At 76.6% G+C, this 5,715-nt stretch carries 5 protein-coding genes; 3 read left to right on the forward strand and 2 right to left on the reverse strand.

Going from position 1 to position 5,715, the window contains the following annotated elements:
• The 3 genes from C1I99_RS28480 to C1I99_RS28490 all read left to right on the forward strand — a co-directional run.
• Positions 1 to 179, forward strand: a 179-nt coding sequence (locus C1I99_RS28480; RefSeq protein WP_146604074.1) for a carboxyltransferase domain-containing protein, incomplete at its 5' end; no start/stop codon positions are given.
• Positions 176 to 1,033, forward strand: a complete 858-nt coding sequence (locus tag C1I99_RS28485) for a 5-oxoprolinase subunit C family protein (protein WP_111137291.1) — start codon at positions 176 to 178, stop codon at positions 1,031 to 1,033. The genes C1I99_RS28480 and C1I99_RS28485, both read left to right, overlap by 4 nt.
• A complete protein-coding gene (locus C1I99_RS28490; RefSeq protein ID WP_111137292.1) occupies positions 1,017 to 1,769 on the forward strand; it encodes a LamB/YcsF family protein in 753 nt (250 codons plus the stop codon). The genes C1I99_RS28485 and C1I99_RS28490 overlap by 17 nt, the downstream gene beginning before the upstream one ends.
• A 42-nt stretch (positions 1,770 to 1,811) precedes the next feature.
• Here the strand turns inward: C1I99_RS28490 and C1I99_RS28495 are convergent, their stop codons facing one another.
• Positions 1,812 to 3,644 (reverse strand): NHL domain-containing thioredoxin family protein, encoded by a 1,833-nt coding sequence (locus C1I99_RS28495; protein ID WP_111137293.1) that lies wholly within the window; start codon positions 3,642 to 3,644, stop codon positions 1,812 to 1,814.
• Between the two features lie 156 nt (positions 3,645 to 3,800).
• On the reverse strand, positions 3,801 to 5,715 hold a 1,915-nt coding region (locus C1I99_RS28500; protein WP_233512765.1), incomplete at its 5' end, for an LppU/SCO3897 family protein.

Below are 5,715 nucleotides of genomic sequence, written 5' to 3' on the forward strand. Positions count from 1 at the left end.
GCCCCCGGGTGCCGGCCGGCTCGGTCGCCCTCGCCGGCCCGTACGCCGGGATCTACCCGAGCGCCTCGCCCGGCGGGTGGCTGCTGGTCGGGCGGACCGCGATGCCGCTGTTCGACGTGCGTGCCGACCCGCCGGCCCGGCTGACCCCGGGCACCCCGGTCCGCCTGGTCCCGGCATGACCGGCGGCGTCGAAGTGCTCCGCGCCGGCGCGTTGACCACCGTGCAGGACCTCGGACGGCCCGGCTGGGCGCACCTCGGCGTGCCCCGCTCGGGCGCCCTGGACCCGGCGGCGCTGCGGCTGGCCAACCGGCTGGTCGGCAACCCCGAGTCCGCCGCCGGTCTGGAGATCACACTGACCGGCTGTGAGCTGCGGTTCACCCGCGCCACGGCGGTGGCGGTGACCGGGGCGGAGGCCGACGTCCGGGTCGACCGCCGGCCCGCCGACACCGGCCGCCCCCTCGCCCTGCCGGCCGGTGCGGTGCTGCGGATCGGACCCGCCCGGCGCGGGCTGCGCACCTGGCTGGCGGCGGCCGGCGGGATCGACGTGCCACCGGTGCTCGGCAGCCGCGCCACCGACACCCTCTCCGGGCTCGGCCCGCCACCGCTGCGCGACGGCGACCGGCTCTCCCTCGGCACACCGGCCGGACCACCGGCGCCGGTGGACGTGACCGCCGGCCCGCCACCCCCAACCGAACTGCGCCTGGCCCTGCGGCTGGGCCCCCGCGACGACTGGTTCCCGCCGGCCGCCCTCGACCGGCTCCTCGACACCCCGTACGCGGTGAGCCCGCTGAGCAACCGGGTCGGCGCGCGACTGACCGGCGCACCGCTGCCCCGCGCGGTGGCCGGGGAACTGCCCAGCGAGGGGATCGTGCTGGGTGCAGTGCAGGTGCCGGCGGACGGCCAGCCGCTGGTCTTCCTCGCCGACCACCCCACCACCGGCGGCTACCCGGTCGTCGGCGTGGTGGACGACGTGACCCCACTCGCGCAGGCCCGGCCAGGGACTACGGTGAGATTCCATGGACCTCAACGCTGACCTCGGTGAGGGCTTCGGCATCTGGCGGCTCGGCGACGACCACGCGCTGCTCGACCTCGTCACCTCGGCCAACGTCGCCTGCGGCTTCCACGCCGGGGACGCGTCCACGATGCGCCGGGTCTGCGCCACGGCGGCCGAGCGCGGAGTCGCGGTGGGTGCCCAGGTGGGCTATCGGGACCTCGCCGGCTTCGGTCGCCGGCACATCGCGTACGCCTTCGCGGAGCTGCGTGACGAGGTGACCTACCAGCTCGGCGCCCTGGACGGGTTCTGCCGGCTGTTCCGCACCCAGGTCCGCTACCTCAAGCCGCACGGCGCGCTCTACCACGCGGCGGCCCGCGACGAGTCCCAGGCCGCCGCGCTGGTCGCCGCCGTCAGCGAGTACGACCACGAGTTGCCGCTGCTCTGCTCGGCCGGCTCGGTGCTCGCCCAACTCGCCGCTGGCGCGGGTCTGCGGGTGGTCGCCGAGGGCTTCGCCGACCGGGGCTACCTGCCCAACGGGCAGCTGGTGCCCCGCACCTCCCCCGGCGCCCTGGTCACCGACCCGGAGCAGGTCGCCGCCCGGGCCGTCCGGATGGCCACCGACCGGACCGTGGTGGCCGTCGACGGCACCGTCATCCCGTGCCCCGTCGAGTCGATCTGCCTGCACGGCGACACCCCGGGCGCGGTCCGTTGCGCCGAGCTGGTCCGCGTCGCCCTGATCGACGCGGGTGTCACGCCCGCCCCGTTCGCGACCTGATCCGCGCCGTCAACCGGCCGGCGTTCTCCCGAAGCGGGCCCGTCAGGTGTCCAGACCGCGCAGCACCAGCGGGAGCCGGGCCGCGCCATTGTCGACCACCCGGACCGGGACGCCCCAGTCCTGCCGGGTCAGGTGGCAGGCCGCGTGCTCGACGTCGGCGTCGCAGGTCGCCGCCTGCGCGGTCACCTGGAGCACCCCGGCGGCCACCGCGCCGTTGACCACCAGGCGGCGGGACAGGTCGGTGCTCGTCCCCGCCCCCGCCAACAGCAGCTCGGGCGGGGACGCGGAGACCACCAGCCGGGTCGACGGGCCGTACGTCTCGTCCAGCTTCTGCCCGGGGGCCGGGGTGAAGATGACGTCCAGGGTGACCTCGCCGGCCGCCACGTCGGTCGGCTTCCGCTCCGTACGGTGCCGGGGTCCGTCCACCGTGCTGGCGCCCGCGGCGGAGAGCACGCCCGGGGCCAGCCGGGTGAGCCGGTGCGCGGCCGACTCCACCACCAGCACCTCGCCCGCTGGGGTGAGGACCAGGTCGCTCGGCTCGGCGAGCCCGTCGGCGACGGTGCCGACCCGGTCGGTCTCCGGGTCGAAGCGACGGATCGCACCGTTGTACGTGTCGGCGATCAGCACCGAGCCGTCCGGCAGCGCGCACACCCCGAGCGGGTGCTGGAGCAGCGCGTCGGACGCCGGACCGTCCACGTGGCCGAAGTCGAAGAGACCCTGCCCGACGGCGGTGCCCATCACGCCGTTCTCGACGTAGCGAAGGGCGCTGGTCTCGCTGTCGGCCACCCAGAGCCGGGCGCCGTCGGCCGAGACGGACAGGCCGGACGGCTGCGCCATCCACACCTCGGCCAGCGGACCGTCGCGCAGCGCCTCGACAGTGGTGCCCGCGTACATGCCGGCGGTCCGCCTGACCGGGTCGAACCACCAGAGCTGGTGGATGCCGGCCATGGCGATGACCACCTTGTCGTCGTACCAGGCCAGGTCCCACGGGGAGGAGAGGTCCACGGAGAGCGCGTCGTGGGCGTGGTCGTCGACCGTGGAGCGCCACTGCCGGCCGGTACCCGCCACGGTGGTCACCTCGCCGGTGGCCAGCCGTACGCCGCGCAGCAGGTGGTTGACGGTGTCCGCGACGACCAGGTCGTAGCCGGCCACCTCAGCGGCCTGCGCGGGCAGCAGGCAGAGGCCCTGCGGCTCCGAGAAGGTGGCCGTCCCGGCCGGACCGTCGGCCCGGCCCCGGCTGCCGGTGCCGATCCGGCGGACCAGCGTCTCGCCGTCCGGCGCCAGTTCGGCCAGCGAGTGCCGGGCCGAGTCCGACACCAGCAGGTTGCCGTTCTCCAGCGGCACCGCCTTGCCGGGGAAGCGCAGGGTGGTCTCCGGCTCGGCCGGCGGTACGTACGGGCCGTCGCCCCGGTGCAGGGTGCCCTTCGCCTCGTGGGTGGTGATCAGCTCGTCGATCAGCCGGGCGAGCCCTTCGGCGTGCCCCTCGCCGGCCATGGTGGCCACCACGTAGCCCTCGGGGTCGATCACCGACAGGGTGGGCCAGGCCCTGGCCGCGTACTGCTGCCACATGTCCAGCTCGGGGTCGTCGAGCACGGGGTGGTGCACCCCGTACCGCTCGACGGCGGCGGCCAGCGCGTCCGGGTCCTTCTCGTGCTCGAACTTCGGCGAGTGCACGCCGATCACCACGAGCACGTCGGCATACTTCTCCTCCAGCGGACGCAGCTCGTCGAGCACGTGCAGGCAGTTGATGCAGCAGAAGGTCCAGAAGTCGGCCAAGACGATCTTGCCGCGCAGGTCGGCGAGCTTCAGCTCCCGACCGCCCGTGTTCAGCCAGCCCCGACCGCGCAGCTCCGGTGCCCGTACTCGTGCGCTCATGCCCTCAGTCTGCCGGACGCGACGGCCCGGCCGGCCGGTACCCGGGCCGAGGGCCTGGTCACCTCCGGCCGGTACCCGGGCCGGGGGCTTGGTCACCTCCGGTCGGGAACGGCGGCGGGGCCACGGCACAGCCGTGGCCCCGCCGCCGTCGTGTCGTCAGCTGCCCGCGGGCTTCAGGCAGAGCACCCGGTTCGCGCCGCCGCCGGAGAGCACCACGTGCGGCTGGGCCGGGTCGGCGCACTTCTCCTTGGCGTCCACCTTGGAGACGATCGTGAACGCGTCGGCCTCACCGCAATCCGCCGCGGCCGCGCCGGTGCCGGACTGCTTGACGCAGGTGCCGACCGCCGGGTCGAAGGACGGCGCCGGCTCCGTGCCGCCGATCTTGCCGAGCAGCGTGAGCAGGCCCAGCGGCACGGCCAGGATCAGCACCGCCGCGACGAGCACCGCGGCCAGTACCCGGCCGTTGCGCACCTTGGGAGGCGGCGCCTCGGTCTTCGGCTCGGCGATCGGCTTGAACGCGTCGAACCGGCCCTGGTCGGGCTCCGGACCGCTCTGCTCCCAGGCGGGGCCGGGCTGCTGCGGCGCGGGCGGGAATGCGGCCCCGCCCGGCTCGGCCATCGGTGCCGGCCCGTAGCCGGGCGCACCGTGGACGGCGGTGCCACCGGCGTGGACCGCCGCACCGCCGCCGGCCGCGCCGTCGAAACGATCGTCGGGACGGTCCGCGCCGCCGTGCGGCCGGACCCCGTTCACCGGCCGGTCGCTGGCGGGCGCGTCGACGAAGGACGGCATACCCGTCGGGAACGCCGGTGGCGCCGCCGGAGAGGCGGGGGCGACCGGCGCGGCGGCGCCGAACGCGGCCGGCCGCTCGTCGAACTGGGGCTCCGGAGCCTGGTCGAAGCGTGGATCCGGGCTGCGGTCGAACCGGGGCGCGGCGTCCGGCCAGTGGCCGTTCGGGTCGCCCTGCTGCGGGTCGTCCGCCGGTTCCGGGCGGGCCGGCCGGCCGTACACCCGGGGCTGCGGCGGGGTGGCGCCGGTCGGTCGCACCGCCTGGTCGGCCGGGGGCATCACCCGGCTTGCCAACGGCACCGACGCGCTCGCCGAGACGGTGCCGGACGCGGCCTCGGCGCCCTCCGGCGACGGCCCGGTGGCCCGGCCCGCCGACTCCGGCGAGGTACGCGGAGCGGGGACCACCGGACCGGCCGGGGACGGCGGCTCCTCGTGCCGGGATCCGGCCGAACCCCAACCCGCCTGCTCCTGCTCGTACGCGGGCGCGTCGCCGGCGTCCCGGGGGGACTGCTCGGCGTACGCGGGCTGCTCGGGCACAGTGCCGTAGTTGGCTGGCGGCGGAACGTAGTCGGCCGGCGGGGCGGCGGCGAGGCTGGCGCCGGGCACCCGCTGCTCCTGCGGCGGCAGCGGCACGGCGTTGGCCGGCGAGATGCCCGGCCCGGGGGCCGGCTGGTAGACCGGCGACTCGTCGCCCCGGCCCGGCTCCCAGCCGTTGTCGGCCCGGGACGCTGCCGGCTCCGCCTCGGTGCGGCCCCAGGCCTCGCCGGGCGCCCACGGTTCGACGTCCGGCACGGCCGGCCGCTCGGGGTTGGCGGTGCCCCACTGCGGCGGGTTCTCCGGCGGGGTGCCCCACGGCGTCGGCCCGTCGCCGGGCACCGGCGTGGCTGCCCGGGCCGGCGAGGGGGAGGCCGGCTCGGCGGCACCCCACCCGTTCTCGTGGTCGTTCGGCTGCTGCTGCGGCATCGCGCCCGCGCCGCCGGCACCGGCGGCGGACTCGTCCCGGCCCGGCCACCCGTCGCTCTGCGACTGGTCATCCTGTGGCGCGGCCCACCCGGCGGGCGGTCGCTGGTCGGCGGGGGTGGCCCAGGTGGCCGGGGAAGGCTCGTCCTGCACCCAGTCCGGCTGCCGGGGCCGGTCATCCTGCGTGGTGCCGGCCCAGCCGCCGGGGCCCTCGTCCTGCTGCGTGGCCCAGTCGGGCTGCTGCGGCCGGTCGTCCTGGTTGGTGGTGCCGTTGGCCCAGCCGCCGGGCTGGGCGTGGTCCTGGGCCTGTCTCATATACACATCT

Source organism: Micromonospora deserti, from assembly GCF_003236335.1.
GTDB lineage: Bacteria > Actinomycetota > Actinomycetes > Mycobacteriales > Micromonosporaceae > Micromonospora > Micromonospora deserti.